This window comes from Kitasatospora purpeofusca, from assembly GCF_034043715.1.
GTDB classification, from domain to species: Bacteria; Actinomycetota; Actinomycetes; order Streptomycetales; family Streptomycetaceae; genus Kitasatospora; species Kitasatospora purpeofusca_A.
The window spans coordinates 20,267-46,806 of sequence record NZ_JAXCLC010000062.1; the positions used below are offsets into that span (position 1 = coordinate 20,267).

Below are 26,540 nucleotides of genomic sequence, written 5' to 3' on the forward strand. Positions count from 1 at the left end.
GCGAAAGAACTACTTGTTCACCACCGTGAGCGGGAGCATCTTCTTGCCCGTGGGGCCGATCTGGATGCTGGTGTCCATCTGGGGCTAAATGGAGGCGGTTCCAAAACCGTCGAAGGGGTCACCGTCATGGCGAAGCGCACCCGTACGGCACGTGCGGCGCAGCAGAGGGCGTACACGGTCGAGGCCGAGTGGACCACCGCTGATCTGCTCCTGCTCGGGGAGCTGAAGAGAGCCGAGGCCGCCCTTCCGACGGACGCGCCCCGGGCCCTGATCTCGGTCCGGCTGTCCGTGCTGACGGAGGACACCACCTCTCCCGTCCGCCAGGAGCTCGACCTCCGTCGCGAGGCCCTGAACCGGGGCTGCCGCGTGGTCGGCGTCGCCAGCGACCTCAACGTGTCCGCTACGAAGGTGCCGCCGTGGAAGCGCAAGCAGCTGGGCGACTGGCTGAACAACCGGGCTCCGGAGTTCGACGTGCTCCTGTTCTGGAAGCTCGACCGGTTCATCCGCCGGCTGTCCGACCTGAACACCATGATCGACTGGGCGCTGAAGTACGGGAAGAACCTGATCTCCAAGAACGACTCGATCGACCTGACCACCGTCGTCGGCAAGATCCTGGTCACGCTCATCGGCGGGATCGCGGAGATCGAGGCCACCAACACGAGCACCCGGGTCGCGAGCCTCTGGGACTACGCCAAGACCCAGTCCTCCTGGCTGGTCGGCAAGCCTGCCTTCGGGTACACCACGGCCGAGGACGAGAACGGCAGTGTGGTCCTCGTTGTCGACCCCGACGCGCAGAAGGCCCTGCACTGGTGCCGACGCATGGCCCGTCGAGGCATCTCCGCCACCCGCATGGTCAAGCTACTGAAGCGCGCGGGCCTCGTCAGCGACGGCCTCACGGCCACGACCCTCCTGCGCCAGCTCCGCAACCCTGCCCTGATGGGCTACCGGGTCGAGGAGGAGAAGAAGGGCGGTGCCCGCCGGTCCAAGCTCCTCCTGGACAAGGCCGGGAAGCCCATCCGGGTCGCGGAGGCCGTCTTCGTCGAGGAGGAGTTCAACGAGCTCCAGGCGGATCTCGACAAGCGCAGCAAGAGCCAGCCGCAGCGTCGGCCCGGTGGCGCCACGAAGTTCCTCGGGGTCTTCATCTGCGTCGACTGCAAGACGAACATGCTCGAACAGCGGAACCGCGTCAAGGACCGGATGTACGAGTACCTGCGGTGCCAGGGCTGCAAGGGTGGGGGCTTGGGCGCCACCAACCCCGACGCGATCAACGCCAAGCTCGTCGTCGACGTGCTGTCGGTCCTCGGGGACGAGCCCGTGCAGGTGCGCGAGTACGCGCGGGGTGCGGAGGCACGCGCCCAGGTGGCGCAGCTCCAGGAGTCCATCGCCTACTACATGAAGGAGCTGGAGCCCGGCGGCCGGTACTCCAAGACCCGGTTCACGCGTGAGCAGGCGGAGGAGACGCTGGACAGGCTGATCACCGAACTCGGAGAGATCGACCCCGAGAGCACCGAGGACCGGTGGGTGAACGTGGCCAACGGGAAGACGTTCCGGCAGCAGTGGGAGGAAGGCGGAACCGAGGCCATGGCCGCAGACCTCCTGAGAGTGGGCGTCCGGTGCGAGGTCACCCGAATCAAGGTCAAGGGTCAACGGGCTCCCGCCATCAAGCTGCGCCTCATGATCCCCAAGGACTACCGGGACCGGCTGATCGTCAAGGAGGACCACTTCGCCAGCAAGCTCTGACACGAGCGGCTGGTCATGCGGCTGCCCCCGGTCGTCGAGGCCGGGGGCTGGCGTCGTCAGTGCTTGGCAGGGTCGTACGGCTCCTCGTTCCCGTCGTCGTCGACGATGACGATCTCGCTCCTGATGACCGGTACCTTCGTCTGCCCCGGAGTCCCGGCCCGCTCGACGGAGCCTCGCGGTACGGGCACCGCGCCGGTCACCATGTCCCATCGGACCGGCCTGAACCTTCCGCGTCTTCGTGCGCGACCTCCCGGGTTGTGGCGAGGTCTTCGGCGATGCCGGCAGCGATGAGCGCTTCGGCCGGGGTGTGCCCGGTTCCGGCGAAGCGCCATGCGCTCTCGACCACGGTCGCGCTGCCCCAGTCGGCGTACAGGCCGCGGGCGTGCTCGGCGCGGGCGGCCCGGAGCTGCCCGTATGTAATGGAGAAGACCCTCGTCTTGGTGAGGCAGTGGCCCCGGTAGCCGAGCATGTGGGCCCAGGCCCGTAGGCGGAGGTGTTGCAGTTCGGGCAGGCCGCCGAGGCGCCAGGCGGTGGCGATGAGGGCCCGGACGTGTGGGGTGACGGACAGGGCCCGGATCTCGGCCAGGGACTCCATTCGGCGGTCGACCGCTCCGGCGGCTTCCACGCCCTTGCTCGTGTACTTGGCCACGTAGGCGGCCACGGCCTCGTCCGTGAGTCGCCCGCCGTCCCCCTTTACCAGGGGGTGGGCGTCGAGCTGGGTGCCGAAGCGGAGCCGTCCCCCGCTGTGCGCCGCCGTATCGGGATACGGGAGCGCGACGGCGGCAGCCGCCGAGCGGACGGTCTCCAGGAGGAGAGGCCCCGTCGCCCAGGAAGGAGGCGGAGCAGCGGGACCGTCCGGGCCGTCGAGTCGGACGACCGCGTGGAAGTGGACGGAACCGCGCTTCTGGTACTCGGCGACCTTCGCGGCGGAGACCCGCACCAGGGCGCGCACCTCCGACCGGCCGACGCCCGCCCGGGTGGCGAGGTGGTGGTAGAGGTTGTCGCGGAAGGCCTTCCAGAGCGCGGGGGCCATGGCGTTCCACAGGACATGCCTGGGGTAGTCGTAGCAGTCGGCACAGAGCGGCTGTCCGACGAGCGGGTCCGTGTTCGGGTGGAGCCGACCGCAGCCGTGCCGACCACGGTGTTCGCAGCATCGGCGCCGGGCCCGGTGGCACTCCCCCGCGCGGTGGACCGGGCCGAACGACGGGGCGGTCAGGGTGACGAACAGCCGTGGGTGCGACCGAACCGTGTCGGGGACGCCCTTGCCCCCGATGAGGCCGGAGCGGACCAGGTGGAAGGTGTCGCCGCTGTGCTCGCGTGAGCAGGTGGCGCATCGCGAGGCCCGACGGTTCCGGCAGCGGACCGAGAGCCGGCCACCGGGGTCGGCCTCGGTCGAGTAGTGCCGCAGCACCTCTCCGGTCCCGGCGTCGAGGGTTGTGCTGTGCCCCATGAGGTGTACCGGTTCCGCGCAGCCGCCGGTGGCGCGGAGCTGCTCCAACCAGCGGTTCAGATCGGGCAGCTCACCGAGCCGGACGAAGTCCCTTTCTACGTCGGACAGTTGGCGCAGCCGCGCCTCCCGGTCGAGGAAGGCGCGGCGTGCGGTGGGGTCGTTGTACGGGTTGCTGCGGGTCATGGCGGGTGTCTCCAGGGCCAGGGTTCGCCGGGCCCCGGCCGGGCCAGTGCTGCGACGGTCCGGCCGGGGCTGGCGTGGTGGTGGATGGAGCCGGTCCGGCGGTCGAGGGCAGGGCCGCCGGTGAAGGTTGGGTGGGCTGGCACGGTGATCACGCCTTTCAGGCGGTGTGGGCGAGACCCTGGACGATCCAGGTGACGGCGCGGACGACGGGGTCGGCCCAGCCGACGCGGTCGAGGTGGATGCCGAGGACGCCGACGAGCAGGACGTGCCAGAGGCGCAGCTCGCCGGAACGGACCAGGAGGTAGGTGACGACGACGAGGAAGGCGATCAGCACGGCGGTCATGTCCATCAGACGTGGACCCCTTCGCTCGGCTCGTCCGCCCGCTGGAGGCCCGGCCAGGTCGGCGCGAGCCGGGCGTACTTCCTGGCCGCGCGGCGGGCCTGGTCGGGAGTGACGTGGATGGAGCGGGCCCTGGTCCATCGGCCGTCGGTGTCGGCGGTGATGGCGACGCCCTGTTCGGCGAGGGTGATCCGCTGCGCGGCTTCGAGGGCGTCCTTGCTGAGGTCGCCGAGCGCCATCTCCGCCGTCCCCGGATCGCTCACCCGGTGGCAGACGCGTCCGGCCAGCTGGGCGCGCAGGGCGGTGACGCCGGGGCCGAGGTCCGAACCGACCCGCTGTCCGGCGATGACCAGGTGGACCCCGAGGGCCGCGCCGAGCTGGGCGAGCCGGAGCAGGTTGGTGGAGATCTCCCCGACCTCCGCCTTGTCGTCCCTGGTCGCGACCAGGTCCAGCTCCGCGACCTCGTCCACGATCAGGACGACGGGCATCTTGCGGAGCTTGGCCGGCAGATCCCAGACCGAGCGCGCCCCGACCGAGCGGCACAACCGCATCCGGGCCTCGGTCTCGGCCACCAGCTCAGCCAGGAGCCGCGAAGCCTCCGCCCGGGTGGACGCCAGCGCCGACAGCCGGTCCTCGAAGAGCGACAGTTCCATGCCGCCCTTGAGGTCGATGCCGAAGAGGGCGACTCGCTGCGGGGCGAGTTCCTTCACCAGCGAGGCGATCAGGGTGGACTTGCCGGAACGGGTCGCGCCGACGATCAGCCAGTGCGGTGCCCGCCGGAAGTCGACCACCCAGGCCCGGCCGTCCTCCAACAGGCCGACCACCGCCCGCAGCACACGCTGCTTCAGCTGGTACGGCACGACGGGTGCGCGGAGCGGGTCCCAGGCGAGCGCGGACAGGGTCACGAACCCGCGCTCGTCCGACACGACCCGGACCGCGTGGACCCGCCAGGTGTGCGTGAGGGCTTCCACGGCGGAGACGAAGTGCTCCGGCACCTGTCCCGGGTGGAGCCGCACCGCGACGTCGAGACCGCCCCGCTTCAACTTCGGGATGCCCAGGCGGGGCGGGACCGGCCGCAGCGGGTCGCCGCGAACGACCATGTCCCCGATCAGCGCCCGCCCCGCGCGCTTGGCCACCGCGAGGCCGAGGTTCGTGGTCAGGCGACGCCACGTCACCCGGATCCGCACGACCGCGACCGGATAGCCGAGCAGGCGCCACCACACGTAGGGGTGGTTGCGCCGCATGCCCGGAGCCGCGCTGAGCAGGATCAGCACCACCGCCAGCAGCGTCACCCAGAGGAGCTGGAGCACGATCACCGCCGTCCCCTGTTCTCCACGACCGTGTTGTGGGCCTCGGTCTCCAGGTCGCGCGCCTGGCCGATGGCCTTGGTGGCGAGGACGGCGATGTGGTCGAAGAGCAGGGCACCGTCGTCGTCCTGGCCGAACGGGTCGACCTCTTCGGCCAGATCCCCGAGTTCGCGCAGCAGACCGCGCAGCTTCACCCGCGTCGCACCGCTCATCAGGCGTCGCCGCCCTTCCGGGAGGCCACCGGAGCCGACGCGGGGACGGGGGTGATGGCGTCGGCCGCACGGAAGGACAGGCCGTGCCGGTCCCCCATCGCCCACGAGAAGGCGGTCAGCCCGGTGACCTGCACCCGCACGCCTTCGGTCACACCGACCGGTTCACCGGACACGCTGATCTCGACGATCGAGGCCCGCCGGCCGTCCTGCCGGACCGCGACCCCGACCGTGTAGACGGTCTGCCCCTCCCGGTCCTTCCGCACCTCCCCGGTCTCGCGGTTCGCGATCCGCACCTCGGGGGCAACGATGCAGGTCATCGTGCCGAGCCGGGTTCCATCAACGGGAATGGACTGCATGAGCGCACACTCCTCCGACATCAAAGGCCGCATGACGTAAGTCGTCAAACGTACTTACCTTTAATGTCGAGATGACGCCCTTCCTTGACGCCCTGACGCAAGCGATTCATGCTTACGTTTAACGGCTACTGACTGACGACAGACCTAGACATGCGACCCGAGCTGGGCAAATGACCACAGCCGAACTCTCGAAATCGACGCGACACGAGGCGGGCCCCTACCCCCGGCGCCCGCACAAGGGGTCAACACCATGGCGATCATCCGCAACGAGGCACTGCACAAGCAGGTAGCGGCGGCGATGCGACAGTCCATCGCCGCCGGGGAGTGGCCACCCGGCACGCAGTTGCCCACGGAGACCGACCTCGCCGAGAAGTACGGAGTCTCCCGACCGACCGTCAGGCTCGCCGTCGCCGCGCTCCGCAGCGAGGGCCAGCTGGACGTGAAGCAAGGCCGCGGCACCTTCGTCCGCCCCACCGTCCACGGCCCGACCGGCACCCTGAACCGGACGGTCACCACCCAGGGCAACACCTACTCGACGCCCACCGACGCCTGGTTCGGCCACGCCGAGGAGCCCACCGCCTACCGGACCCGCACCGACGCGATCACCGCACCACTGCTGGAGATGGACCAGGACGAACTCATGCTCGGCTGCGACCGCCTGCTGACCGACCCCACCGGCGGCGGTCGCGCCCTTCACCGCCTGCTGCTCCCCATGGAACGCATCGAGGCCACCCCTCTCGCCCAGCAGCCCGCCGCGACCCCGGCCGAGGCGTACGCAACACTCGCCGCCGCCGGCCACGACATCGCCTGGCGCGAAAGGGTCACCGCCCGCATCCCCCAGCCCGACGAGCGCGAGGCCCTGAAGCTCTCCGAAGCCGCCGTCCTCCTGGTCACCCACCGCACCACCTACGACCAGGCCACCGGCCGCCCCCTCATCCTCGAAGAGACCCGCCTCGGCGCCGAAACCGCCGCCCTCACCTACGCCATCGAGGCCCAGCCCGCCAAGGCCGCCCGCTGACCCTGTCGCAAACCTTCTCTACTTACTCAAGGGGGCGGCCCCAGCCGCCCCGGCCGGGCATGCGGCCTTGCGGCCGTTCCGGGCCGGGCGCCTGGCCCGCCCACAGAGAAGCGCCCCCGCCCCGCCGGCTGCCGCGCGACGGCTGATGCCGGGCGGCTCCGCGGTTTTACCCACCTCTCAGGCCCGGGACCCGCGTCGAGCAAGACCGGGGGGCCACTCGGCCAAACTGCGGTCAGGCCCAAAAGCCCTGACCGAGCCGCAGCAGCTTACGGCCCCCCGATCATGCTCGACCCCAGACCAGACAGGACACCGGCCAAAACCGCTCCACCGCCCGCGTGCCGCGCCAGCAACGAATCACAATCGATCTCCAGAGCGGCCGCCACGATCAAGCGGTATATAGCGACAGCGGGCGCCCCGGTGGGGTTACAAGACTCGCTGCGCATGAGCAGCAATTTCCACGGATTGCGGCTGCCCTGGAACCGCACCGCGCCTACGAATTTGCTGCGCCGCTACCCACTGAATATCGGGATGACCTTGAGACATCAGCTGGCGCAGTGCATCTTCCTGCGCGCGATTTGGGATGAGCTCGTAGATATCAGCAACTAGCACCTCAAGTGAATCGGCATAGGCACTGTATCGGATCTTATCCACATCACGGCGGATGTAGTTATGCATGATGTGCGGGAAATCCGCCGCAGGCAAAACATTGCTGGCAATGAGCTCTTCTTGGAACTCTCTCCATGGCGAGTCTTCACGACCTTCGCGAGAGTCGAACCAGTTGAAGAAGGAAACTATATTGCGCCCGGGGACCCTGACTCTGATGTCGCCGTCACTCTCAGGGTCGATGGGAATCAGGTCGTCACCCGTGACACCCATTGCGGCGAGCGATGAGCTTCCCTGATGCGAGACCTTGTGCACACCACCCACTGGCTGAAATTGAGTGGGGTATCGCTTGCCGCGAATTAGAAGGTATTTCCCATCGATAAAAATCCGAAACAAGTAGGAGGTTGACACTCGGATTGATTGGTTGCGATACCGCAGTGAATACCAAATGTGTCGAAGATGATTCCAGTTTTTGCCGATCTCGTCCATGGCGGGGATAAGCATCCCGATTGCAAATCCGGTGGTCATGCTGACCACGGTCGAATTCCCAATGAAGAAGCTGGCTGCTCCGGTTGTGATCGCAAGAAGCAGGTAAGTGACGAGGCGGACCATATGTCTCCTAGCGAGGCAACGGAACCAGTGGATCCTTGAGTAGGTAGCGGCTCACCCACGACAGCTGGGAACTGGATGTCGCGAGGCTCTGGAGGAGTCTTCGAGAGAATGAGCGAGACTCATACATGGCTACGAGCAATGCGCGTCGCACATTTGCGTCGGGCTCATCCTCAAATCTCCGCCGGAGGAGCTGGCCATCGGCGACGGAGCTTACCCGCCCGATATAGCGAGCCGCAAACTCTCGTGGGAGGCTTGTCTTGTTTTTATCCTCCAGTACGCCCCATGCCACGTCTCGGAGGTTCGCCGAGCGAATCTGCTGCCGAGTTGCAGCCTGAAATATGCGCTGTTCAAGGTGATCGTATCGATTCCCAGATACCTCTTGAAGGATTGAATGAAACGTGCTCTCGATTCCTTTGATCTGCGCTGGAAATTTTTCCAGGTATCTCAGAAGTTGGCTGGCAAGGTGATGGTTCCCCTTCAGGTTCCCCATGACCCACGGGAGAGCACGATCGTCGCCTAGATTCCCCATTCGAAAAAGGGAGAACTTGATGTCGCGATCCTTTGGTGTCCCCGTGACCGCTTCCGTGAAGATCTTGAAAAGTCTCTCCCCGGCACCCTCTTCGCCGACGTCGAGGCCGTAGTTCACCGCATCCTTTTCCAGGTCTTCAAGCTGGCTAAATGCGTCACTGTGGTCGTAAATTGCGGTCTTGGTAGAAGACATCGTGAGTCTGCGAGAGCGGAGGATTGAGTTGATCTCCAGTATTACGTTTCTCAGAGACTCGCTTTCTGTGTCGAAAACCATCATGTCGTCCGAGTAACGGAGATAGTGCATTCCCGCCCGGTGGACGTATTCGTCGATTGGAAGTAGATAGATATTGGCAAGAATTCCCGATGCGTCCGGCCCCTGCGGAATTCCCCATGCATGGCTGGATGACTGGAACATCGTCAAGTATCGAACTAGTCGTTCCGTTATCCACGGGCTTGCCCCGATCGACTGCAGGTCGATCTCCAGCGTGCTGATGTCAATGTGCTCATAGAAGGACACGACGTCAGTTCGCGCGAGCTGGAAGGGTGACTTTCCCATCATCTGCGCGCCGTGCTTCTGCATGGCTACCCACGAATTGACAGGGCTCCAAAATTCTTTCCCTTGATTTCCCCACCTGGCACTAAAGACGCTCGGGTGGAGTTGATTCTCAATCAGGTGAGCGATGGAGAAGACGAGAGCATCATAGACGAGCCGATCTTGAACAGAAAGACGGGCGATGGGGCGAACGGCGACAAAATTCTTCGGGAGATCGATGATCTCGACATAGTCCGGACCTACGAATCCACTCTCAAGGCCCGAGATGACGAGGCGGCGAAAGTCATACCAAGACGAGAATATGTCGTCGAGGTTGATGATGTCTGGTATTTCGGACTGCCCATGGCCTCCGTAGAGCCTCCGCCATGCCAAATCCAGGTATGCGTATACCGGGCGCCTATATGCCATGCGTCGGCCCCCAATCCCCGGCATCCGCGTCTCGCTCTGGGCTGACAGTGGCTGCCAACGTTATCCAACTGGGGCTCTGATGGGATACACCCGTGTGGATGCAGGATGTCGCTTGGGCTCTGGTGGCGCCACCCCCGAGAACTGATGGCCAGCGAGTGGGCGTCGCTGCGGCCTCGGCGGCCGTACTCCCGACGGCGGGGGTTGGGCACGACCGGCGAGCGGATGGGTGCGGTCAGGCCGCCCAAGGCGTGTCTGGCGGAACTAGTCACACCGCCTGTCCGATCCGCTTGAGACCTGTGCCGGTGTACCCGCAGGTCGTCGATAGCTGATCGCCATGCCGCAGTCGTGCCAGATCGAGTGGTACGTGGCGGTCAATCAGGGGCATCAAGAGGCAACCGGCTGTGTCGAGACTGGGGCAGGAGCAAACCAGGCCAGCCGCAACTGTGGCACGTCAAGGCTTACAAAGCAGATGTCACTGGCATCAACGACCCGCTCGTCTCCAACGCGGGAAAGCTCCAGCTACCCGCGCCCATCCTCCATGAGTGGTCCATGCAACAGAACCAGCCAACTTCCGTCACTACGTAGAGTAGTCGGCCATGTAGTGAAGCTGAGCGAGCCTGTAGTCCGACCGGGACCGTGAGGAACCCTGAGAAACCATGAGGAACTGTGAGGAGGTCACGCAGTGCGATGACTTCTCACGCCAGCTATCCGAGACTTTTCGGCGGCTCCTCGAAGCCAGACTGCCTCGGAGTCGTCCGCTGCTACGTTCGCTGAGCAGACGAAGCAACCCACCGTGCCGCGCATGGCGGCTAACCGAAGCGGCACGGTGGGCCTAGTACTCCATGGAGGTACCAACGTGAGTCTTTCCTTCTCCAAGGGTCGCGTGTCAACTCCGGCACCCGGGTTCTGGCCAGCCGCACGGTTCGTTGTGGTGATCGTACTCAAGGCCCCAGTCGAGCTCCTTCCGGCGGCTCTGTCAGCTGCAAGCGTCGTGGTTTCACTACTCCTCGGCAGAATGCAGCCTCGGCCGGCCCGGAACAAGCAGCCCGGTCTCAAGCCACCCCGCTGACCGCTCCGCGCGGTAACCCCATAGCTATTGGCGCCACACACATGCCGGATCAGGCAACAGGTGGTGGTTGTCGGTGGGCTAACAGCTGGGGCTAGCCTCGATCTTGCATGACGGCTCGTCAGCTCTGCTGGCGGGCCGTTTCTGCTTGGCTGAGCTGGGTGTTTCGGCCGATGGGTATGGTGAGGGCCCGACTGGCGCGTCGGGTGGGCGCCGGGTTCCACGACTCCGGAAGTGGTCCACTGCTCGTCGGGATGGGACGTTGTCGCTGGTCAGCCGGGGTCCGGCAGGGCGTGCAGGCGGGCGAACGCGCTGGTGATCGTGTCGGTCCAGGGCCAGTGGCGGGCCAGGCGGAGGTAGTGGCGGCGGCCGGTGGTGACGAGCTGGGCGGCGGCGGAGAACAGCCGCAGCCGCAGGCGCTTGGGCTCCCACCGACGAGCGGTCCCGGTCAGCGCGAGCATGGGCATCCAGGCAAGCAGGTCGAGCGCGAGCTGGACGATCTCCAGCCAGACCTGGTTCTGAGCGACCTGGTGGAGGGGCAGGTTGCGCAGGCCGGTGTCGCGGGCGGCACGGATACGGTCCTCGGCGCGGGCGCGCCGGCGGTGCCGCAGCTCCAGGTGCGCGATCGGGGCGTGGGTGGTGTTGGTGGCGAAGCAGGTCAGGCGCATGCCGTCGGCGTCGGTGAAGCGCAACTGCGCGCCGGGGTGCGGCCGTTCCTTGCGGACGATCAGCCGCATCCCCTTCGGCCAGCCGGTGAGGACGTCGCCGGCGAGTTCGGCGACCCAGGCGCCGTCGCGGACCTCGCCGCCGGGTTCGACGGCCGGGGTCCAGGCCGAGGCCGGTATCTTCAGCACGGCCTGGTGGATGGCATCGGTGATGGTCATCCCGACCGAGTAGGACAGCCATCGGCCGCGTGCGGTGAGCCAGTCGAGGAAGTCGTGGGTGCCGCCGGCGGAGTCGGTGCGGATCAGGGTTCGGCGTCCGCGCCGGTACTTCTTCGGCAGCTGGGCCAGTGCCAGGCGGGCCGCTTCGATGTGGTCGGCGGCCGTGTTGCTGCCCGCGTTCCCCGGCCGCAGCAGACCGGCGACCGGCTCTCCGGAGCCGCTTGGGCCGTGGTCGACGAACGCGAACAGCGGGTGATGGCCGAACGTCCTCTTCCAGGTCTTGGCCGCGTCCTGCTTCTCGGAGTGCGCGAGGACCAGCACGCCGTCGATGTCCACGATCACCTCGCCGCCTGTGTCCGGGGCCGCGTCGCCGGCCAACCGCCAGACCCGCTCGCGGACTTCGGCCCGTGCCCGCCGGATCGCCCCCAGTGCGCGGGACCCTGCCCCTGCGAGGGTGTCGACCAGGCGCGAGACGGTCGGGTCGGAGGCCACCGGACCGAACACGGCGGGCTCGGCCCGCAGCATCGCGACATCGGCCAGACAGTCCCCGCCGAGGGCCACCGCGAGCGCGACGTCCAGCACGACCTTGCCCGGATCATGGACCGCCCGAGCCTTGCACCACGGCGCCAATGCCGTCGATATCGCCGCGTCCAGCCCTGCCTTGCGAGCGGTCTCGACCAGCAGCACGGCGCCGGCCTGGGAGACGACCCCACGACCGTTGCCCTCGACACGGACACGCGGGTACGACCCGGTAGTGTTCACCTGAGAAGTGCTTCTTTCCACGCAGCTGACTGGACCCTAGACAAGTCCCATCGTTGCAGGTCAGGAGCACTTTTCTCTTTTCTGATCATCCATCGGACAGCAGCCTCCGTGAAAGCCCGAGGCTAGTAGCAGGGCAGATGACGACCGGATCACCCCGGGTGGCGAACAAGCCAGCAGGAAGCGCCAGCGCGAGCACCATGCCCACGCTGGCGCTTTCACGTTGCCTCGCCACGGACGTCGGCCGCGAGGCAGAGCAGTTCCTTGAGGCTCATCCACCCGTCCAGAACGCCTTCCAAGCGGACCAGCGCACCGCCCTGAGCGTCGGTGTCGGCGATGGCCCGCAGCTGCCCACGGTCCACGCCACACGCAACCAAGAGCGAGTTCAGCTCGTCCGCGGTCTGCCTCGCCACCCGCCAGCCGGCCGCGTAGTCCACGCCCGGCAGCCACACCCACGAGTCAGGGTCGAGGCTCGCCGCCAACTCCGCACCGAAGTCGTCGTCCCCGTCCAACTGTTCTTCAACTCCCCTGGTCAAGAACCGAACCGGGCCATCCGTGCACTGACATGCCGAGGAGCCCGATACCATCGGCATCGGGTTCCGACCCACCGGACCACCCCTCTCCCGCCAAGGTTCCGGGGTGGTCCGGCACGTGTTCGGTTGTTCTTGATCAGGTCATGTGCGGTCCCGTCCCGGCTCGTCGCAGGCGAAGATCCGCCGGAAGAGTTCCGCCTCGGTCAGGCCGATCAGCGGATCGTCGCGGCCCGTCTCCTCCCGCCGGATTCGCCGCATCAACTGCGCTCGCTGGCTGTCTGTGAAGTCGGGCTCGTCGCACCACGCCATGACGTCGCGATGCGCGGCTCGGCGCCCGGGCGAGACTGCCCGAATGGGCCAGGAGAACTGGCCATCCAGCAGCCACCACGTCGTGTCCCGCTCCCGCCAGGCCCGCACGTGCCGGATCACCGAGCCGCCCCGGGGCCAGCGGGGTACAGGCGGACCAGGGTCGGGGTCAGGTCGAGGAAGGCCAGGGCCCGCACCTCTCCCTGCGTCGCGAGCCGCTGCCCGACCGCCTGCGCCTCCGACGGTCCGAACAGCTCGGCGAAGTAGCCGTGCTGGTCCGGGCTCAGTGGAAGCACAGCGAGCGTCCGCAGCAGCGCGGCCATCGCGTCCGTCAGCTTGCTGAAGCACGCGGGCGCGGCGATGCCCCGGACTTCCGCGATCACCGGGAACGGGTACAGGGATCCCGCTTCCAGCCCCGATCCACCATGCTCTTCAGGTGTGGTCATCTCCCCGCCACCTCCCCCGCACGACGCGGGTGCCACCGGTGGACACTGACCGTCCGGCCGTTCACCACGATGCTTCGGATCAACGCCTTCCCCAGCCCCGCGCCGCAGTAGAAGCACCGCGACGAAACCCCGGAACGCCGGCTCATTCCGCACCGCCCTTCGGGCTCACCAGAGCCCAGACGATCTTTCCGATGCCTTCGGGCCGGGGCCCGTAACCCCATTCGAGGGACAGGGCCTCGACCAGGTACAGCCCGCGCCCCGACATGTCCTCCGGGTCAGCGGTGCGCCGGATCGCGGGCTTCTCGCTGCTCGCGTCGTGGACCTCGATCCGCAGGTGGTCGCACACCACCTCGAACCGGACGGCGATCTCACGTCCAGGCGACACCCGCGCGTGCACCACCGCGTTGGCCACCAGCTCGCCGAGCACCAGCTGACCGTCCCCCGCGAGGGCCCTGCCGCCCGGAACGCTCTGCAGGAACTCACGCAAGTGGCTCCTGGCGACCTGCGCGGATCGCCTGTGCCGCGTGAGCGTCGTCTCGAACGCGGTTATGCCGTCGGCCGGCCTGTAGGGTTCGGGGCCGTCTTGGGGGTTTCCCGAGCTGATCACGTACACCGCCTCCCGATGTCCCAATGGACGGCCCGAACCTGGACGTTCCGACCCTTGACCCCAGGCTGCCGAGCGGGAGTGCAGACTTCGTACCCAAGCTGATTACCCAGTGTGGGTAAACTCACAGGCAATCAACTTGCTTGCGGTGGCTGATGATCGACAGCGGGGGCAGTGGTGACCGAGGCTCGCGTACCGGACCGGCTGCCCGCAGGTCTGCTCTCCCACCCCGAGATGATCGCCGCCTGTCGAAGACGCGACTTCGCCTCCGTCTTCCGGCTGCTCAAGCTGGCGGGGATCTACCCGTCACTCATCGCTCGCGCCTGCGACATGACACCGAGCCGGGTCGGCGAGGTCATTTCCGGGAAACGCAAGATCGAGAAGATCGATCTCATCGAGCGGATCGCCGACGGACTCCACATCCCGGGGCGCCTGCTCGGCCTGTCCGACCGGCCGTGGGAGCGGGCGGGACTTGTCCCGCAGCCCCGGCGGCGCCCGCCGGAGTCGTCCCCCGGCGCGCGGGGCCTCAGCGCTCCGATCGACCCCGAACTCTTCGTCAGCCATCTGCGTTGCGCGATGCCCGGTCACTACAAGTCCGCGAACCTGCTCGGCTCCCGCCACGCGCTCGACGCGGTCACGCGCCACGTCCAACTGCTCGACCGTCTCCAGCAGGACGCCGAGGGCCGCGCCCGGGACGAACTCCTCACCATCGGCGCCCGCACCGCGGAGTTCCTGGGCTGGCTGAACCAGGACCTCGGGAACTTTGACCGGGCCCTGTACTGGTCGGACCGCGCCATGGAGTGGGCGCAGGAGGCCGACGACGATGTGATGGCCGCCTACGTGCTCTTCCGGAAGAGCAACCAGGCCACCGCCCAACGCAACGGCCAGAAGGCCGTCAGCCTTGCCCGTGCTGCCCAACGGTCGGTCGGGGCGACACACCGGATCCGGGCACTCGCTGCGCAACAGGAGGCCCAAGGCCACGTGCTCCTGGGCAACCCGCGCTTCGCCCAGGAGAAGTTCGACGAGGCCCACGAGGTCGCCGCCTCACCGGACGACTCGCATGCCGACGACGCTCTTGATCTCGCCTACTGCACACCGACCTACATCGAGATGCAGCGGGCGAACTGCCTGATCGAGCTCGGCGACCCGCACACGGCCGTGGGCATGTTCGAGGCGGAGCTCCGAATCCTCCCGCCGATCTACCGCAACGACCAGGGTGTCTACCTCTCCCGGCTGGCGCGCGCCTACGCGGTCTCCGGTGAACCCGAGCAGGCGGCCGCCGCAGCCGACCGCGCGCTGTCGATCGCCGTCGACACCGAGTCGGCCCGCGCGATGTCCGAACTGTCCGCCGCAGGCCGGGCCCTCCAGCGTTGGAGCGCCGTACCTGAAGTCGCCACGTTCATCGGCCGCTTGACCCTGATGAGCAACGGGAGCCCTCTCGACCGCTGACGGCCCGATGGGAGAGGCTGGGCTCATGGACGCACTGATCACGGCCGCCACCTCCGCAGACGAACGCCGACGCGGCGCCAGGATCGCCGTACTGCCGGTCGGCAGCTTCGAGCAGCACGGCGACCACCTGCCCCTGACCACGGACACCGTCGTCGCCAGCCTGATCGCCCAGCGGATCGCCACCGACCACGACCTGTTCCTCCTGCCGCCGATCACGCTGTCCTGCTCCCACGAGCACGCACACATGCCCGGCACCGTCAGCATCAGCGCCGCCACGCTCTACGCCGTGATCAACGACATCTGGAAGTCCCTCCGGGCGTCCGGCGTTCCCGGCCTCCTGATCGTGAACGGGCACGGCGGGAACTACGTGCTCTCCAACGTGGTCCAGGAGGCCAACACCGAGGGCCCGCGCCTCGCCCTGTTCCCGGTCCGCGAGGACTGGCACCGGGCCCGCGAAGCCGCCGGCCTGGAGAGCAGCAGCGCCGAGGACATGCACGGCGGCGAGCTGGAGGTCTCCCTGCTGCTCCACGGCGCCCCCGAACTCGTCCGGGACGGCGTCGCGGGCGACGACCACGACGCCCCGGAGCGTCCGCATCTCCTGACCCTGGGCATGGCCGGCTACACCCGGAACGGCATCATCGGCCGCCCGTCGCTCGGCACGGCCGAGAAGGGCAAGGCCCTCCTGGACAGCCTGTCCGAGTCGGCCACCGCCCACCTGTCACTCATAGGGATTAGCTGACGACAGTCAGCCGTCACCCGAAGGCGGGCAACACCCCCAGCAAGCGCATGAGCCCTCCCCGAGAGATTCGGGGAGGGCTCTGTGCGTCGCTCCAGTGCCTCAGATCCACTCGATCGAGGTCTCGATGCCCGGGGCACTCCGGGCGGCGGGCAGAGGGGTCCTCCGGCCGCCTTGCCGGGCCTTGCCGGGGGTCGGGGTGGGCCCGTCCGGGGCGCGCGTCAGACCAAGTGCGCCCAGGACGAGCTCCCGCTCACCCTCCGGGAGGCTGTGAAGTAAGTCACACAGCTCGCTCACCGTGTCACTCACGTCGCTGCCTACTTCTGCTGGCCAGGGCCGCCGACGACCGTCAGCGGGAGCATCTTCTTGCCCGTGGGGCCGATTTGTATGGCCGTATCCATCTGGGGACACACGCCGCAGTCGAAGCACGGCGTCCAGCGGCAGTCGTCGACCTCGACCTCCTCCAGGGCGTCCTGCCAGTCCTCCCACAGCCAGTCCTTGTCGAGGCCGCTGTCCAGGTGGTCCCAGGGCAGGACCTCCTCGTAGCCGCGCTCGCGGGTGGTGTACCAGTCGACGTCGACGCCGGTGCCGGCCAGGCCCTTCTCGGCGGAGGCCATCCAGCGGTCGTAGGAGAAGTGCTCGCGCCAGCCGTCGAAGCGGCCGCCGTCCTCGTAGACCGCGCGGATGATCGCGCCGACCCGGCGGTCGCCGCGGGAGAGCAGGCCCTCGACGATGCCGGGCTTGCCGTCGTGGTAGCGGTAGCCGATGTTCTTGCCGTACTTGCGGTCACCGCGGATCGAGTCGCGCAGCTTGGCCAGGCGGGCGTCGGTGGCCTCGGCGGACAGCTGCGGGGCCCACTGGAACGGGGTGTGCGGCTTGGGCACGAAGCCGCCGATGGAGACGGTGCAGCGGATGTCGTTCTGGCCGGTGACCTCGCGGCCCTTCTGGATGACGTTCTTCGCCATCTCGCCGATCTGGAGCACGTCCTCGTCGGTCTCGGTGGGCAGGCCGCACATGAAGTACAGCTTCACCTGGCGCCAGCCGTTGCCGTACGCGGTGGCGACGGTGCGGATGAGGTCCTCCTCCGACACCATCTTGTTGATCACCTTGCGCATGCGCTCGCTGCCGCCCTCGGGGGCGAAGGTGAGGCCGGAGCGGCGGCCGTTGCGGCTCAGCTCGTTGGCGAGGTCGATGTTGAAGGCGTCGACACGGGTGGACGGCAGGGAGAGGCCGACCTTGTCCTCCGCGTAGCGGTCGGCCAGGCCCTTGGCGATCTCACCGATCTCGGTGTGGTCGGCGGAGGACAGCGACAGCAGGCCGACCTCCTCGAAGCCGGTGGCCTTGAGTCCGCGCTCGACCATCTCGCCGATGCCGGTGATGCTTCGCTCCCGCACGGGGCGCGTGATCATGCCGGCCTGGCAGAAGCGGCAGCCGCGGGTGCAGCCGCGGAAGATCTCCACGGACATCCGCTCGTGCACGGTCTCCGCGAGCGGGACGAGCGGCTGCTTGGGGTAGGGCCACTCGTCGAGGTCCATCACGGTGTGCTTGGAGACCCGCCACGGCACGCCGGGGGCGTTCGGCACGACCCGGCCGATCCGGCCGTCCGGGAGGTACTCGACGTCGTAGAACCTCGGCACGTACACGCCGCCGGTGCGGGCCAGCCGCAGCAGCAGCTCGTCGCGGCCGCCCGGGCGGCCCTCGGCCTTCCACTCCCGGACGATCCTGGTGATGTCGAGCACGGCCTGCTCGCCGTCACCGATCACCGCGCAGTCGATGAAGTCCGCGATCGGCTCGGGGTTGAACGCGGCGTGGCCGCCGGCCAGCACGACCGGGTGGTCCTCGGTGCGGTTCCGGGCCTCCAGCGGGATGCCGGCCAGTTCGAGCGCGGTCAGCATGTTGGTGTAGCCGAGCTCGGTGGAGAAGGAGAGCCCGAACACGTCGAACTCCTTCACCGGCCGGTGGGCGTCCACGGTGAACTGGGGCACACCGTGCTCGCGCATCAGCGCCTCGAGGTCCGGCCACACACTGTAGGTGCGCTCGGCGAGGACGCCCTCCTGCTCGTTGAGCACCTCGTAGAGGATCATGACGCCCTGGTTGGGCAGACCCACCTCGTAGGCGTCGGGGTACATGAGCGCCCAGCGGACGTCGCAGGCGTCCCAGTCCTTGACGGTCGAGTTGAGCTCGCCGCCGACGTACTGGATCGGCTTCTGGACGTGCGGGAGGAGAGCCTCCAGGCGTGGGAAGACCGATTCGACAGTCATGAGTACCAGGAACCCTTACGACGTTCGGAACCGCCGCGCGCTCAGCACGGCGACGGCTGGGAGGGGTGACCCTCAAGAGTAGCCGAACCGCCGTGTTCCCCGGCCCGGGCGCCCTCGCTCCGGGACCGGCCGCGGGCCTCGCGACCGCCCGTGCCGACGGGTGTACGGACAGGTTCCGGCACGTGAACGCGGCCCCACCACGGGGCCCCGGCGACTGTTGACACGCTCGGAGGCCGCGTGCGGTACTGGCAAGGCTCCACCGGAGGGTCCTGTGCGCCCCCGGGACAAGGGAGTTGGCCGTGCGCGCACCGGCCGTGCCGGGCCGCCCGGCGCGACCCCGCGCCGGACTCCCGGCCCAGGCCCCCGACCGCGCCGACCCGCCCGCCCCCGAGGACAGGAGAGCCATGACCGACACGGGCCGGCGGACGCGCCGGATCGACAGCCCGTGCAACGACACCGAGAGCTACCCGACCGTGGCCCGGGCGATCGCCGCGGCCCGCGGGCTGGCCCGCCGCCACCCCGGCCGCTGCCGGGTGAGCGAGGTGGGCCGCTCCCGCGCCGGACGCCCGCTGATGCTGCTCTCGGTGGACGACGGCGAGCACACCGTCCTCGTGGTCGGCGGCCCGCACCCGAACGAGCCGGTCGGCCTGGCCGCCGCCGTCCGGCTGGCCGAGCACGCGCTGGCACAGCCGCCCCGCCCCGGGGTCGGCTGGCACGTCCTGCTCTGCCTGGACCCGGACGGCGCCGCGCTGAACGAGGGCTGGCTGAACGGGCCGCTCACCGCGGCCCGGCACTACGAGCACTTCTTCCGGCCCGCCTTCCACGAGCAGCCCGAGCTGCTGCCGCACCCGGACGGGCCGCTCGCCCCGATGCCGGAGAGCCGGGTGCTGACCGGGCTGATCGACGAGCTGCGCCCGGTGCTCCAGTGCTCGCTGCACGGCGTGGACTTCGGCGGCGCGTTCGTCCAGCTCACCCGTCCGCTGCCGGCCCTGGCCGGGCGCTTCGCCCGATCGGCGGCCCGCGGCGGCATCCCGCTGGACGTGGACTCCTACGACGCGCTCGGCTGGGCCAGCCCGGCCCCCGGCACCTATCTGATGCCGCCGCCGGGCCGGAGCCGGCAGCCCCTGCCGGACCGTCCCGAGCTGTCCACCTGGGCGTACGCGGGGCGCCACGGCGGGACGACGGCCGTACTGGAGGTCCCGATGTGGGCCGTCGACGCGGTCGGCGACCACCGTCCGGCCCCGGACGTCGCCGCCGCCGTGGCGGCCTGCGCGGACCGGCTGCGGTCCCGGGTGGCGGAGCTGACCGCCCTGCTGCCGCAGGTGCCGACGCACGCGGGGGTGGCGTACGGGCCGCTGCTGCGCTCGGTCGAGTTCAATCTGGCGGTCTGCCCGCCGGTGGTGGACGACTGGCTGGCTAACTGGTCGGCGGCGCCGCTGTCGGTGTCCCGGGTGACCACCGCCCGGATCGTCGCCGAGCGGCTGCCGCTGCGGATCGCCGCGATGCTGCTGCGGCTGCTCGCGGACAGCGGCGGCCCGGCGGCGGACGCGGCCCGGGCGCGGGCCCGGGGGGTGGCGGCGGCGAGCCTGGAGGGCCTGCAGCGGCTCGGCGCCCGCTGGGTCCCGGTCGAGACCCAGGTCGCCCACCAGACCCGGGCGGTGCTCGGCGCCGCCGACCTGCTGCTGCCCTGAGGCCCGGACCTGCGGCGAGGGCCGGTCGGGGGATTCCCCGACCGGCCCTCGCCGTACACGCTCAGCCCACTCAGGCCGCTATCGGCCGTTGGCTCTGCACCGCCTGGAGCAGTCCGATCGCCACCCAGGTGGAGAACATCGACGATCCTCCGTAGGAGACGAACGGCAGCGGGATGCCGGCCACCGGCATGATGCCCAGGCACATCCCTATGTTCTCGAAGCCCTGGAAGGCGAACCAGGCGACCACCCCGGCCGCCACGATCGTGCCGTACAGGTCGGTGGCGTGGCGGGCGATCCGGCAGCCCCGCCAGAGCACCACGCCCAGCAGCACGATGATCGCCGTCGCGCCGAGGAAGCCCAGCTCCTCGCCGGCGACCGTGAAGACGAAGTCGGTCTGCTGCTCCGGCACGAACTGCCCGGTGGTCTGGGTGCCGTGGAACAGCCCCTTGCCGGTCAGTCCGCCGGAGCCGATCGCGATCCGGGCCTGCGCGGTGTTGTAGCCGACACCGGACGGGTCGAGCGCCGGGTTGGCGAAGGCCGCGAACCGGTCGATCTGGTACTTGCTCAGCACTCCGAGCTTCCAGATCGCGACGCAGCCGCCGACGCCCGCCAGGATCAGCCCGAACACCCAGCGGTTGGCCGCGCCGGAGGCGAGCAGGATGCCCAGCACGATGACGGCCATCACCATCACCGAGCCGGCGTCCGGCATCAGCATCACGATCGCCATCGGCAGGGTCGCCCAGACCAGCGCCCGGAACACCGCCTTGTTCGCCGGGAACTCCCGCTCCCCGGCGTCCACCTGGTCGGACATCACCAGCGCCATGGCGAGCACGATCGCCAGCTTGGCGAACTCGGCCGGCTGCACGGAGAAGCCGCCGCCCAGCTGGATCCAGGAGTGCTGGCCGTTGATGGTCGAGCCGAGCGGGCTCAGGGTGGCCATCAGGAGCAGGATCACACCGGCGTACAGGAAGGGCACCACGGTACGGAACCGACGGCTCCCTATCGCTATCACCACCGCGCACAGCACGGCCCCGACCATGACGTTGGTCAGGTGCCGGAACAGGAAGTACTGCGGGTCGCCGTGGGTGAGGGAGTCGCGCCCCCGGGTGGCCGACCAGACCAGCAGCGAGCTGCCCAGCGACAGGACGGCCGCGGCCAGCAGCAGTATCCAGTCGATCCGCCACAGCGGGGAGTCCTTGGCCAGCGACTTGGGCACCCCGCCGCGCTGCGGGGCGAGCCGAAGCTGGCGGTACGAACCGTAGGAGGTCATGCCCGGCCCCTTCCGGTGGTGGAGCGGGTGGGTTCGACGGCGGCCACGGCGGCCGCGACCGGCACCGGGGTGCCGCCGGACCGGTCCGGGTCCAGGAAGACCCGCGGCGAGCCACCGGTCACCCCGGGGTCGCCGACCGGGACGGCGGAGACGGCAGAGTCGGCAGACACGGCAGACCCGGCGGAGACCGCAGACACGGCAGGGACGACAGAACCGGCCGGAGCAGCCGAGCCGGCCGAGGCGTCGAAGGACGCCGGCTTGATGATCGCGGTGCCGTCCGGGTTGAACTTCGGCAGTTCGGCCTGCGGCTTCGGCAGCAGCGCCTTGCCCTGGTCGATGTTGCCCTTGTCGTCGACGCCGTACAGGGACTGGTAGATCCGGCGGATGGCATCGCCGGACCCACCGGAGCCGGTGCCGCCCTGGCTTATCGTCATCACGACCGCGTAGTCGCGGCTGTAGGTGGTCAGCCACGAGGTGGTCTGCTTGCCCTCGACCTCGGCGGTGCCGGTCTTGGCGTGCAGCTCGATCTTGCCCTGGGGCCAGCCCGCGCCGGTGAACTTCCAGGCGGCGGTACCGCCGGTGACGACGCCCGCGGTGGCCTGGTCGATGTAGCCGAGCAGCTTCTGGTCGCCGGGCAGCCGGCCGTCCTCGTGCGGGGCGATCTCGCGGACGAGATCCCCGCCCGGGCTTATCACGGCCTTGGCGACGGTGGGCCGGTAGAAGGTGCCGCCGTTGGCGAGCGCCGAGTAGATCCGGGCCATCTGGACCGGGGTGACCAGGGTGTCGCCCTGGCCGATCGCGAAGTTGACGGCGTCACCGGCGCGCATCTGGTAGCCGTCGACGCAGTTCTCCCGGGCGATCTGGTCGGAGAAGGTGTTGCCGCCCTTCTCCGCCTGCTTGCACCAGGCGTCCTTGTTGTTGTCGTAGAAGGACTGCTTCCACTGCCGGTCGGGGACCCGGCCGGGCACCTCGCTGGGCAGGTCGATGCCGGTCTTGGCGCCGAGGCCGAACTGGTGGGCGGTCTTGAAGAACCAGTCGCCAGGGTCCTTCTTCGGCTTGATGCCGCCGTCCTTCATCCACTGGTCGTACGCCAGGCCGTAGAAGACGGTGTCGCAGGAGACCTCCAGGGCGCGCTCCAGGGAGATCGCCCCGAAGCTCTCGCTCTCGAAGTTCTTGAACTCGCGGCCGCCGATGGTCATGCTCTTCGGGCAGTCGTAGCGGCCGTCGAGCGAGTAGCCGGCCTGGACGGCGGCGGTGGTGGAGATGACCTTGAAGGTCGAGCCGGGGGCGGACTGACCCTGTATGGCCCGGTTCAGCAGCGGGAAGTTGGTTTCCTTGCTGGTCAGCGCCTGGTAGTCCTTGCCGCTGATGCCGCCCTGCCACAGGTTGGGGTCGTAGGTGGGGGCGCTGGCCATCGCGACGATCCGCCCGGTGTGCACGTCCATCACGACGGCGGCGCCGGAGTCGGCCTCGTAGTTGCGGTTGGTGACCTTGTCGAAGGTCTTGCGGGCCTCGCTCATCGCCTGCGCCAGGTTGTCCTCGACGACCTTCTGCACCCTGGCGTCGATGCTGGTCACCAGGTTGTTGCCGGTCTGCGGGGCGGCCTGGTCGGCGGTGCCGATGACCCGGCCGAGGTTGTCCACCTCCAGCTTGGTGACGCCGGCGGTGCCGCGCAGGTCGCGGTCGTAGACGGACTCCAGTCCGGCCCGGCCGATCTGGTCCGCCGGCAGGTAGCGGTCGAGGCCGGCCTTGTCGGCGGTCTTGGAGACCTCGTCGTCGGTGACCGGCGAGAGGTAGCCGAGCACCTGGGCGAGGTTGGCCCCCTCGGCGCCGGTGTAGTGGCGCACGGCGGTGGGCTGGGCGGTGATCCCGGGGAAGTCCTCGCGGCGTTCCATTATCTGCATCGCCTGCTGGGTGGTCGCCTCCTTGGTGACCGGGATCGGCTGGTAGGGAGAACCGTTCCAGCAGGGCTGCGGCGTCTTGGCGTCGCAGAGCCGGACCTTCTCCTGGACGTCCTTGGCGGGCATCCCGAGCACCTCGGCGAGCCGGGTCAGCACCGCCTTGCCGGCGTCCTTCTGCTGGAGCAGCGAGGTGCGGCTGACCGAGACGACCAGCTTGGTCTCGTTCCCGGCGAGGATGCGGCCGGAGGCGTCCAGGATCTCGCCGCGGACGGCCGGTTCGACGACCTCGCGGATGTGGTTGCCGGTCGCCTTGGCGGTGTAGACGCTGGCGTTGCGGATCTGCAGGTACCAGAGCCGTCCGCCGAGGGTGGCGAGCAGCGAGACCACCAGGATCTGCAGCACCACCAGACGGATCGTCACCCGCCGGGTACGGCCGGTCTCGGGGATGTTGCTCACGTCTCGTGCGCTCCAAAACTGAACAGTGCGGGCAGGCTGGTCGGGGCCGGGCTACGGGCGCTTTCCCGCGCCGAGCAGGCGCTTCTTGCGGTAGGCCGGACCGGCCGTGGGCTCGCGGGTGGTGCGGTAGCGGGTCAGGCTGCCGAGGCCGGGTCCGCCCTCGTCGTCCTCGGCGACCGACAGCGGATCCTTGCCGAAGCGGCGGGCGACCAGCATCACGGCGGGCACCACGAAGGGTGCGAGCAGCAGGTCGTAGAGCAGGGCGGTGACGACGAGCTGGCCGAGTCCGACGTGCCGGGCGACGGTGTCGCCGACGAGGGCGCCGACCATCGCGTAGAGCAGGGTGGAGGCGATCGCGGCGCCGGCGACGACGAGCAGCGCGCTGGAGACCGAGCGCTGGCGGCCGTGCTCGGGGCGCAGCAGCCCGGCGGCGTAGCCCATCAGGCAGAGCACCAGTGCGTAGCGGCCGATGGCGTGGTCCGAGGGCGGGGCGAGGTCGGCCAGCAGGCCGGCCGCGAAGCCGACCAGGCAGCCGCCGGTGGGTCCGTAGACCAGGGCGAGGCCGACGACGACGAGCAGCAGTATGTCCGGGGTGGCGCCGGGCAGTTGCAGCCGGCCGAAGACGCTGACCTGGAGCAGCAGTCCGAGCAGGATGAGGATCGCGGAGACGGGGATGCGGGCGAGGCGCATGGCTCAGTTCCCCCCAGTGGGCTTGGCGGGCGGGACGGCGGCGGCCGGCGCGGCCGGGCCGGCCGGGGCCTGGCCCTGGGCGGGCGGCGCGGGCGGCAGGACGGCGTCGCGCGGGTCGGTGCGGGGCGGGACGACGACGACGCCGATCAGGTCCAGCCGGGTGAACTGGACGAAGGGCTCGACCAGGACGGTCTTGGTGAGCTGTCCGGGGGTGGCCTCGACCTCGACGACGCGGCCGACCGGGACGCCGGGGACGAACGGGCGGCCGCTCTGCGAGCCGAAGGTGACCAGCCGGTCGCCCTCCTTGACCTGGGCCTTGCCGTTGAGCAGGGAGACCTTCATGGCGCTGGTGCCGCCGCCGGCGGCGAAGCCGATCTCGCCGGTGCCCTCCAGCCGGGTGCCGGCGGTGAAGCCGGGGTCGGAGGCGAGCAGCACGGTGGCGGTGGTGGGGGCGACGGTGGTGATCCGGCCGACCAGGCCCTGGCCGTTGACGACGGTCATGTCGCGGGTGAGGCCGTCGTCGCTGCCCGCGTCGATGGTGATGGTCCAGGAGAAGCCCTGGGCCGGGCCGATCGCGATGGTCTGGGCGGCCTTGACGGTGTAGCCGCCGGCGCCGGCGGTGCGCAGCAGGTCGTCGAGCTGCTTGGTGCGCCCGCCCGCCATGTCGGAGGAGGCCAGTTTCTGCCGCAGTTCGGTGTTCTCGCGGGCGAGCTGGTCGGTGCGGCCGCTGTTGGAGGCCGCGTCGCGGAAGGCGCGGACGGTGTCGGCGACCGGGTCGACCGCGCTGGCGGCACCGCGTTCGACCGGGCCGAGGACGGTGGCGGCGGCGCGCCGGGCGCCGCCGAGCGGGGAGCTCTCACCGCCCTTGATGTCGACGGTGATCAGTGCGAACGCGATGGCCACCAGCAGGATGAGCAGCAGCCGGCTCTCTCGTGTGTCCCTCACGGTGCTGGTACTGCCCCTTCGTGCCCCTGGTCCGCCGGCCCGGGCTGTGGACCCGGGCGGGGACCCGTCGGTTCGGCTGGTGTTTCTGTCCTGCCGTCTGTTCCGCTGTCTGTTCCGCCGTCTGTTCTGCTAACGGCGCGGCGCGGCGTCGAGTACCTGCTGGAGCGCCTCGAACTCCTCGACGCACTTGCCGGAGCCGAGCGCGACGGAGTCCAGCGGGTTCTCGGCGATGTGGATCGGCATGCCGGTCTCCCGGCGCAGCCGCTCGTCCAGGCCGCGGAGCAGGGCGCCGCCGCCGGTGAGCACGATGCCCCGGTCCATGACGTCGCCGGCCAGCTCGGGCGGGCACTGGTCGAGGGTGGTCTTGACGGCGTCGATGATCGAGTTGACCGGCTCGTCGATGGCCTCGCGGACCTCGGCGGCGGAGATGACGACGGTCTTGGGCAGGCCGCTGACGAGGTCTCGGCCGCGGATCTCGGCGTGCTCGTCCTTCTCGCCCTCGAGGCCGAAGGCGGAGCCGATGCTCATCTTGATCTGCTCGGCGCTGCGCTCGCCGAGGAGCAGCGAGTACTCCTTCTTGATGTGCTGGACGATGGCGTTGTCCAGCTCGTCGCCGGCGACCCGGATGGACTGCGCGGTGACGATGCCGCCGAGCGAGATGACGGCGACCTCGGTGGTGCCGCCGCCGATGTCGACGACCATGTTGCCGGTGGGCTCGTGGACCGGGAGGCCGGCGCCGATCGCGGCGGCCATCGGCTCCTCGATGATGTGCACCTGGCGGCAGCCGGCCTGGAGGGAGGCTTCGATGACCGCGCGGCGCTCGACGCCGGTGATGCCGGAGGGGACGCAGACGACGACCCGGGGGCGGGCGAGGAAGCGGCGGCGGTGCACCTTGAGGATGAAGTAGCGCAGCATCCGCTCGGTGATCTCGAAGTCGGCGATCACGCCGTCCTTGAGGGGGCGGATGGCCACGATGTTGCCGGGGGTGCGCCCGATCATCTTCTTGGCCTCGGAGCCGACGGCGAGGATGCCCCCGGTGTTGGTGTTGACCGCGACCACGGACGGCTCGTTGAGAACGATCCCCTTGCCCCTGACGTACACCAGCGTGTTGGCAGTTCCGAGGTCGATCGCCAGGTCGCGGCCGATGAACGACAGGTTGCTCGCCATGGGGTGTGGGTGCCTTCCCGGGCTCGGAGTCATGTGGGGTGGAGGGTGTGGGCGCCCGCAGACGGG

24 protein-coding genes are annotated in these 26,540 nt (G+C 69.2%); 5 read left to right on the top strand and 19 right to left on the bottom strand.

Annotated elements, in window-relative coordinates; all coding sequences use genetic code 11:
• Positions 1–126 precede the first annotated feature (126 nt).
• On the top strand, positions 127–1,740 hold the full coding sequence (locus SM793_RS27285; RefSeq protein ID WP_320440940.1) for a recombinase family protein: 1,614 nt from the start codon (positions 127–129) through the stop codon (positions 1,738–1,740).
• Between the two features lie 56 nt (positions 1,741–1,796).
• Here the strand turns inward: SM793_RS27285 and SM793_RS27290 are convergent, their stop codons facing one another.
• The 6 genes from SM793_RS27290 to SM793_RS27315 all read right to left on the bottom strand — a co-directional run bounded on the left by SM793_RS27290 (position 1,797) and on the right by SM793_RS27315 (position 5,588).
• Positions 1,797–1,928 (bottom strand): hypothetical protein, encoded by a 132-nt coding sequence (locus SM793_RS27290; RefSeq protein ID WP_320440941.1) that lies wholly within the window; start codon positions 1,926–1,928, stop codon positions 1,797–1,799.
• Between the two features lie 8 nt (positions 1,929–1,936).
• Positions 1,937–3,373, bottom strand: coding sequence for a replication initiator (locus SM793_RS27295; RefSeq protein WP_320440942.1), 1,437 nt, complete (start codon positions 3,371–3,373; stop codon positions 1,937–1,939).
• A gap of 157 nt (positions 3,374–3,530) precedes the next feature.
• Positions 3,531–3,722 carry a hypothetical protein gene (locus tag SM793_RS27300; protein WP_320440943.1) on the bottom strand — a complete coding sequence of 64 codons (192 nt, stop codon included), beginning with the start codon at positions 3,720–3,722 and terminating at the stop codon, positions 3,531–3,533.
• Positions 3,722–5,029: an FtsK/SpoIIIE domain-containing protein gene (locus SM793_RS27305; RefSeq protein WP_320440944.1), complete on the bottom strand. Its 1,308-nt coding sequence runs from the start codon at positions 5,027–5,029 to the stop codon at positions 3,722–3,724. Before SM793_RS27305 ends, SM793_RS27300 begins: the two co-directional genes overlap by 1 nt.
• Positions 5,026–5,232 carry a hypothetical protein gene (locus SM793_RS27310; protein ID WP_320440945.1) on the bottom strand — a complete coding sequence of 69 codons (207 nt, stop codon included), beginning with the start codon at positions 5,230–5,232 and terminating at the stop codon, positions 5,026–5,028. The genes SM793_RS27305 and SM793_RS27310 overlap by 4 nt, the downstream gene beginning before the upstream one ends.
• Positions 5,232–5,588 carry a hypothetical protein gene (locus tag SM793_RS27315; RefSeq protein ID WP_320440946.1) on the bottom strand — a complete coding sequence of 119 codons (357 nt, stop codon included), beginning with the start codon at positions 5,586–5,588 and terminating at the stop codon, positions 5,232–5,234. The genes SM793_RS27310 and SM793_RS27315 overlap by 1 nt, the downstream gene beginning before the upstream one ends.
• 250 nt (positions 5,589–5,838) lie before the next feature.
• Here SM793_RS27315 and SM793_RS27320 point away from each other — a divergent pair, with 250 nt between their 5' ends.
• Entirely contained in the window at positions 5,839–6,606 is a 768-nt protein-coding gene (locus tag SM793_RS27320; RefSeq protein WP_320440947.1) for a GntR family transcriptional regulator, read from the top strand.
• Positions 6,607–7,029: 423 nt separating this feature from the next.
• Here SM793_RS27320 and SM793_RS27325 read toward each other — a convergent pair whose 3' ends face one another.
• The 7 genes from SM793_RS27325 to SM793_RS27355 form a co-directional block, all read right to left on the bottom strand.
• A complete protein-coding gene (locus SM793_RS27325) occupies positions 7,030–7,821 on the bottom strand; it encodes a hypothetical protein (protein WP_320440948.1) in 792 nt (263 codons plus the stop codon).
• A gap of 7 nt (positions 7,822–7,828) precedes the next feature.
• Positions 7,829–9,310 carry an RNA-directed DNA polymerase gene (locus SM793_RS27330; RefSeq protein WP_320440949.1) on the bottom strand — a complete coding sequence of 494 codons (1,482 nt, stop codon included), beginning with the start codon at positions 9,308–9,310 and terminating at the stop codon, positions 7,829–7,831.
• A gap of 1,338 nt (positions 9,311–10,648) precedes the next feature.
• Positions 10,649–12,022 (bottom strand): IS1380 family transposase, encoded by a 1,374-nt coding sequence (locus tag SM793_RS27335; protein WP_320440950.1) that lies wholly within the window; start codon positions 12,020–12,022, stop codon positions 10,649–10,651.
• A 215-nt stretch (positions 12,023–12,237) separates the two neighbouring features.
• Entirely contained in the window at positions 12,238–12,531 is a 294-nt protein-coding gene (locus SM793_RS27340; protein ID WP_320440951.1) for a hypothetical protein, read from the bottom strand.
• 162 nt (positions 12,532–12,693) lie between these two features.
• Positions 12,694–12,981 carry a hypothetical protein gene (locus SM793_RS27345; RefSeq protein WP_320440952.1) on the bottom strand — a complete coding sequence of 96 codons (288 nt, stop codon included), beginning with the start codon at positions 12,979–12,981 and terminating at the stop codon, positions 12,694–12,696.
• Positions 12,978–13,304: a hypothetical protein gene (locus tag SM793_RS27350; protein WP_320440953.1), complete on the bottom strand. Its 327-nt coding sequence runs from the start codon at positions 13,302–13,304 to the stop codon at positions 12,978–12,980. The genes SM793_RS27345 and SM793_RS27350 overlap by 4 nt, the downstream gene beginning before the upstream one ends.
• A 142-nt stretch (positions 13,305–13,446) precedes the next feature.
• A complete protein-coding gene (locus tag SM793_RS27355) occupies positions 13,447–13,917 on the bottom strand; it encodes an ATP-binding protein (RefSeq protein WP_413816042.1) in 471 nt (156 codons plus the stop codon).
• Positions 13,918–14,085: 168 nt separating this feature from the next.
• Between SM793_RS27355 and SM793_RS27360 the strand changes: the two genes are divergently transcribed.
• Together SM793_RS27360 and SM793_RS27365 are read left to right on the top strand one after the other, a co-directional pair.
• Positions 14,086–15,357, top strand: a complete 1,272-nt coding sequence (locus tag SM793_RS27360) for a hypothetical protein (RefSeq protein WP_320440954.1) — start codon at positions 14,086–14,088, stop codon at positions 15,355–15,357.
• 25 nt (positions 15,358–15,382) lie between these two features.
• Complete coding sequence (locus SM793_RS27365; protein ID WP_320440955.1) at positions 15,383–16,096, top strand: creatininase family protein; 714 nt, start codon at positions 15,383–15,385, stop codon at positions 16,094–16,096.
• A 314-nt stretch (positions 16,097–16,410) separates the two neighbouring features.
• Here SM793_RS27365 and SM793_RS27370 read toward each other — a convergent pair whose 3' ends face one another.
• Positions 16,411–18,354, bottom strand: a complete 1,944-nt coding sequence (locus SM793_RS27370; RefSeq protein ID WP_320440956.1) for a TIGR03960 family B12-binding radical SAM protein — start codon at positions 18,352–18,354, stop codon at positions 16,411–16,413.
• Between the two features lie 404 nt (positions 18,355–18,758).
• On the opposite strand from SM793_RS27370, the gene SM793_RS27375 reads away from it, so the two are divergent.
• Positions 18,759–20,045: a M14 family zinc carboxypeptidase gene (locus tag SM793_RS27375; protein ID WP_320440957.1), complete on the top strand. Its 1,287-nt coding sequence runs from the start codon at positions 18,759–18,761 to the stop codon at positions 20,043–20,045.
• A 70-nt stretch (positions 20,046–20,115) separates the two neighbouring features.
• Here SM793_RS27375 and rodA read toward each other — a convergent pair whose 3' ends face one another.
• The 5 genes from rodA to SM793_RS27400 all read right to left on the bottom strand — a co-directional run bounded on the left by rodA (position 20,116) and on the right by SM793_RS27400 (position 26,462).
• Complete coding sequence (gene rodA / locus SM793_RS27380; protein ID WP_320440958.1) at positions 20,116–21,315, bottom strand: rod shape-determining protein RodA; 1,200 nt, start codon at positions 21,313–21,315, stop codon at positions 20,116–20,118.
• Positions 21,312–23,672, bottom strand: coding sequence for a penicillin-binding protein 2 (gene mrdA, locus SM793_RS27385; protein WP_320440959.1), 2,361 nt, complete (start codon positions 23,670–23,672; stop codon positions 21,312–21,314). Before mrdA ends, rodA begins: the two co-directional genes overlap by 4 nt.
• A gap of 51 nt (positions 23,673–23,723) precedes the next feature.
• On the bottom strand, positions 23,724–24,362 hold the full coding sequence (mreD, locus tag SM793_RS27390) for a rod shape-determining protein MreD (protein WP_320440960.1): 639 nt from the start codon (positions 24,360–24,362) through the stop codon (positions 23,724–23,726).
• A gap of 3 nt (positions 24,363–24,365) precedes the next feature.
• The gene (gene mreC, locus SM793_RS27395) at positions 24,366–25,307 is read right to left on the bottom strand and encodes a rod shape-determining protein MreC (protein WP_320440961.1); all 942 of its coding nucleotides are present in this window, start codon (positions 25,305–25,307) and stop codon (positions 24,366–24,368) included.
• A gap of 129 nt (positions 25,308–25,436) precedes the next feature.
• Complete coding sequence (locus SM793_RS27400) at positions 25,437–26,462, bottom strand: rod shape-determining protein (RefSeq protein WP_030309693.1); 1,026 nt, start codon at positions 26,460–26,462, stop codon at positions 25,437–25,439.
• Between the last annotated feature and the right edge of the window lie 78 nt (positions 26,463–26,540).